Consider the following 5,360-nt stretch of genomic DNA (forward strand, 5'->3'; position numbering starts at 1 on the left):
GGCCGGGAGTCCCCCTCCTGACCCGTGCCCCCGACCGGCCGACCCTCCGCGGGGAGAGCGGGCCCGGCCGGGCCCTTCACCCCCATCTCCCGCTGCCGGCCGTCCCCCTCGACCGGCCGGGGATCGGAGTTCCCCTCCGCGGGGCGGACGGGCCGTCGTCGAGGTGCTCCTCCCCCCACCGGCCGGAAAGGGGCTCCTGCGGTGGGAGGCGGACGCGGTGCCTCTGCGGGTGATCCGCCGTTCCCCGCCGGGTGTCGAGCCCGGCGGGGAACGGCGGGGATCAGTCCTCTCCGTGGTCCAGACGATCGGCCCTCAGCAGCACCAACCGCTCCGGGAAGAGCACCGGTGCCCGAACCCCCACCCGCTCCAGCGCCCGCCCGGTGAGGACGACTCCCTCCGGGGTCCACCACGGCAGTGGTCTGCCCCACCGGTCGGCGTTCCCGTCCGGCACATCCCCCGGCGGCTGCGGCCGGACCCGGTACCGGGCGTCCGGCTCCAGGCCGGGAAGACGAACGGGGCCGGGTGGGTACTGTTCGCTCGAGGCCACCGCCACCAGCGCGTACAGTGCCCGCGAGCCGTCCCGGGCGACCACCCCGTGCAGTCGCAGGGCCGGATCGGGGTGGTCGGCGTGCACGGTGGTCCCGGTGTGCAGCAGGTCGCGGGTCTCCTTGTAGAGGGTGACCCACTCGGCCAGACGCTCCCGCTCGGCGGGGGACGCGGCGGTCAGGTCCCACTCGACACCGAAGTGACCGAAGAGCGCCGTGCCCGCGCGGAAGTCCAGCGGGTGGCGGCGATCGGTGGTGTGACACAGCTCGGAGCCCACGTGGCTGCCCATGAGCTCGAGCGGGATCAGCGCGTTGGTCCAGCGCTGGATCTCCTGCCGCTCCAGGGCGTCGATGCAGTCCGAGGCCCACACCCGGTCGGTGCGCTCCAGGACCCCCAGGTCCACCCGACCACCGCCGGAGGAGCAGGCCTCGATCTCCAGGGCCGGGTGCCGCCGGCGCAGTTCGTCCATCAGTCGGTACGTCGCGAGCGTCTGGGCGTGCGTGCCGGCCCGTCCGGTGGGCGGCCGACCGGCCTCCACCAGGTCCCGGTTGTGATCCCATTTCAGATAGGCGATGGGGTACTCGTTCAACAGGGCGTCCAGCCGGCCGAGGATGTGGTCGAACGCCTCGGGGCGGGTGAGGTCGAGCACCTGCTGGTGCCGGGCGGGACCGGGCAGTCGACCCCCGGTGGACATGATCCAGTCGGGGTGGGCACGGGCCAGCCCGGAGTCCTCGTTGACCATCTCCGGTTCCACCCACAGCCCGAACTCCATGCCCAGGCGGGTGACGTGGTCGATCAGCGGGCCCAGGCCGTCGGGCCACACCTCCTCGGAGACGTACCAGTCGCCCAGCGCACGGCGGTCGTCGCGCCGCCCGCCGAACCAGCCGTCGTCCAGGACGAAGCGCTCGGCGCCGATTCCGGCGGCGGCGTCGGCGAGCGCCCGCAGGCGGTCGAGGTCGTGGTCGAAGTAGACCGCCTCCCAGGTGTTGACCACCACCGGGCGGGGGCGGGAGGGGTGGTGCGGGCGGGCCCGCATCCAGCGGTGGAAGCGGGAGGAGACCTCGTCCAGACCGATCCCGTGGGAGGCGAACCGCCAAGGCGTGGTGTACGAGGCGCCCGGCGCCAGGATGCCCTCCCCGGAGAGCAGGAGTTCGCCCGAGCCCAGCAGGGAGATCGAGTGGAAGGTGCGCTCCGCGAAGGTGCGCAGGTTGCCCGACCAGCCCGTGTGCAGCGCGTACACCTCCCCGGTGCGGTGACCGAAACCGGCGGTGCCGGCGGCGAGCAGGTACACGCTGTCGTATCCCGTCCGGCCGGTGCGGTTCTCCCGTACGCGCAACCCGTGTGTGAAGGCCGTGCGTTGGGGGCCGCGCTCACGCAGGTGACGGCCGGTGAAGTCCAGCAGTTCCACCGCCTCGGCCGGGACCGGGAGGGCGAGATGCAGTGCCTCCAGCACGAAGTCGGTGTCCCCGGTGTTGGTCAGCGTCCCCCGCATGCACACCAGGCCCTCGGGGGTCAGACGGAGCGTCAGCTCCAGATCGAGTTCGGCCACCGGGTCCCCGGCCCGCACCGTGACGGTGCCGCCACCGTTGCCGTCCGGGGCGGCGTCCACCGCGACCGAGCGGGTGCGGAAGGCGGTGGAGAAATCGGTGCCACCGGCTCGGTGCCCGACCAGGCCCGGTGTGCCCAGCCAGCCGGCGGACTGCTCGGGCAGAACCGACACCTCGACCGCCTCGTCGATGGAGAAGCCGATCGCCTGGGGGCGCAGCGCCAGACGCAGCGCCTCCGTGTCGGAGGGGTCGAGGGGGCCGGGATCGGCGCCCCAGTGCAGGACGCGGGGGAGGGTCCCGCCCCCGGTGTCGAGGACCAGGCCGACCCCGTCGGCGCGCAGGACGACGATGCCGCCGGGCGGTGCGGCGGCCGGCGGGACGCTGTGCGGGGCATCGGATGAGGACACGAGCGGCTCCCTGGAGGTGGGGGCGGGTGAGGACGGAACGGAGACGGACGGGGAGGCGTGGAACGGGACGGACCGTGTCGGGGAACCGCGCCCGGCGTGGTCCGGATTTTCTGATGTCTTCCGGTGGTTCGTGATGGATTTCGTTGGGTTGATGATTCTGGATACCGGAACTCCGGGGAGGGGTGCAAGGATGTTGACTTAGTTAATTCACTTGAGTAAGAATCGGGAAGCTCGTCGAAGGTGTTTCGACGCCTCCCGCCCCGGCCGATGACCCGATCGAGGAGTACCCGCATGAAGCGAACGACCCTGCACGACGGCTGGCGACTGACGGTGGAGGGGGACGGGGTCCCCGGGGACCTCGCCGGTCGCACCGTGCCGGCGGCGGTGCCGGGCTCCTCCCACCTCGATCTGCTCGCCGCCGGCCTCATCCCCGATCCCTACCTCGACCTCAACGAGACCGCGCTGCGGTGGACCCACCGCGCCCACTGGCGCTACACCACCACCTTCGAGGCCGAACCGGTCGCGCCCGGGGAGCGCGTCGACCTGGTTTTCGACGGTCTGGACACCGTCGTCGAGGTCCTCCTCAACGGTGACCCCGCAGCCCGGTCCGTCAACATGCACCGCTCGGTCCGCGTCGACCTGCGGGGCCGGCTCGCCCCCGCCGCCGCCGGGGGGCGGCCCGGCACCAACGACCTGGTGGTCGCCCTGGGCTCGGCCCTGGAGTACGCCGAGGGGATCGAGAAGGAGCTGGGGGCCCGCCCGCGCGCCTACCCCCACCCGTTCAACGCCGTCCGCAAGATGGCCTGTTCCTTCGGTTGGGACTGGGGGCCGGACCTGCAGACCGCCGGCATCTGGAAGCCGGTCCGCCTGGAACGCTGGCACACCGCGCGCATCGCCTCCCTGCGACCCCTGGTCTCGGTCGCCCCCGACGGCACCGGCCGGGTCGACGTACACGTCGACATCGAGCGGGGGGACCCGACCGGCCCCCGGGAACTCGTGCTCACCGCCCGGGTGGGGGACCACGAGCGGCGGCTCGTCGTTCCCGCCGACGCCGACACCGCGAGTGTGCGCGTCGAGGTACCCGAAGCCCGCCTGTGGTGGCCCGCCGGGTACGGCGACCACCCGCTGTACGACCTCGAAGTGGTCCTGGGCGAGCCCGGTCGGACCGCGCGCCTGGACGCCGCCCACCGACGCGTCGGGTTCCGCACCGTCACCGTGGACACCACCCCGGACGAGCACGGCACGCCCTTCACCGTCGCCGTCAACGGCGTCCCCGTCTTCGTCAAGGGCGCCAACTGGATCCCCGACGACCACTTCCTCACCCGCGTCACCCGCGAGCGCCTGGCCCACCGGGTGGACCAGGCCCTGGGCGCCCACATGAACATGCTCCGGGTGTGGGGCGGCGGCATCTACGAGACCGACGACTTCTACGACGTCTGCGACGAGCGCGGGATGCTGGTCTGGCAGGACTTCCCCTTCGCCTGTGCCGCCTACGCGGAGGAGGAACCCCTGTGGAGCGAGGTGGAGGCCGAGGCCCGGGAGAACGTCGCCCGGCTCTCCTCCCACCCCTCCCTCGCGCTGTGGAACGGTGCCAACGAGAACATGTGGGGTTTCCGGGACTGGGGATGGCGGGAGGAACTCGGCGATCGCAGCTGGGGTCTGCGGTACTACACCGAACTGCTCCCCGCCGTCGTCCGGGAGCTGGACCCCACCCGCTTCTACGCCGAGAACAGCCCCTGCAACCCGGGCCGGCCCATCGACGGTACCCACGGTATCCACCCCAACGACCAGGACCACGGCACCAGACACGAGTGGGAGGTGTGGAACCGGATCGACCAGACCGCCTACCGGGACCACGTCCCCCGCTTCTGCTCCGAGTTCGGCTTTCAGGGCCCACCCACCTGGACCACGCTGCGGCGGGCCGTCCGGGACGAACCCCCGGGCCCGACCTCGCCCGCCTTCCTGCTCCACCAGAAGGCCGAGGACGGCAACGGCAAGCTGGAGCGCGGCCTGGCTCCGCGCCTGCCCGTGCCCCGGGACTTCGTCGACTGGCACTGGGCCACTCAGCTCAACCAGGCCCGGGCGGTGGCCCTGGGCGTGGAGCACTTCCGCTCCTGGTGGCCCCGTACCGCCGGCTCCCTGGTGTGGCAGCTCAACGACTGCTGGCCCGTCACCTCCTGGGCCGCGGTGGACGGTGACGGACGTCCCAAGCCGCTGTGGTACGGGCTGCGCCGGGCCCACGCACCGCGACTGCTGACCGTTCAGCCGCGCGACGGTCGACCGACCCTGATCGCGATCAACGACACCGACCGGCGGTGGACCGGTTCGCTCACCGCCCGACGGATCGACTTCCCCACCGGAGCGGAACGGGGGGCCGGCACCGTGGAGCTGGAGGTCCCCGCCCGCTCGGTGCGGCAGTACCATCTTGCGGACTCCCTGATCACCCCGGACGCCGCACAGGAGGAACTGCTCGTGATGACGGCGGAGGACGGCACCCGGGTCGTCCACCCCTTCCTCGAGGACCTCGACCTGGCACTGGACCCCGACCCCCTGGAGGCCCGGGCGGTCGTCGAACCCGGCGGCTACCGGGTGGAGGTCAGGGCCCTGGCCCTGGCCCGTGACGTCGCGCTGTTGGCGGACCGGGCCGCCCCCGACGCGGAGGTGGACGACATGCTGGTGACGCTGCTCCCCGGCGAGACCCGGATCTTCCGGGTGCGCACCGACGCGGGGATCGACCCGACCGTCCTGACCCGGAGGCCGGTGCTGCGCACCGCCAACGACCTCTTCCGGGACCGATCCGGGTCCGGTGACCGGACGTGAGCCCCCCGCCCCCGGGTCGGACCACCGGGCCGGTCGGCCG

Annotated in this window: 2 protein-coding genes; one reads left to right on the forward strand and one right to left on the reverse strand. The window is 72.7% G+C overall.

The annotated features are described in order from the left end of the window. Window positions 1-280: 280 nt before the first annotated feature. The gene (locus FNQ90_RS11515) at window positions 281-2,500 is read right to left on the reverse strand and encodes an alpha-galactosidase (RefSeq protein WP_323379894.1); all 2,220 of its coding nucleotides are present in this window, start codon (window positions 2,498-2,500) and stop codon (window positions 281-283) included. Window positions 2,501-2,791: 291 nt separating this feature from the next. On the opposite strand from FNQ90_RS11515, the gene FNQ90_RS11520 reads away from it, so the two are divergent. Then, entirely contained in the window at window positions 2,792-5,320 is a 2,529-nt protein-coding gene (locus FNQ90_RS11520) for a glycoside hydrolase family 2 protein (RefSeq protein ID WP_182606285.1), read from the forward strand. The last annotated feature ends 40 nt before the right edge of the window (window positions 5,321-5,360 follow it).

The organism is Streptomyces alkaliphilus (assembly GCF_014141535.1).
In the GTDB taxonomy this organism is placed as follows: Bacteria; Actinomycetota; Actinomycetes; order Streptomycetales; family Streptomycetaceae; genus Streptomyces; species Streptomyces alkaliphilus.

Bases quoted from the DNA above. Each gene is read 5' to 3' on its own strand.
- FNQ90_RS11520 (WP_182606285.1), top strand. From the start codon at position 2,792: ATGAAGCGAACGACCCTGCACGACGGCTGGCGACTGACGGTGGAGGGG.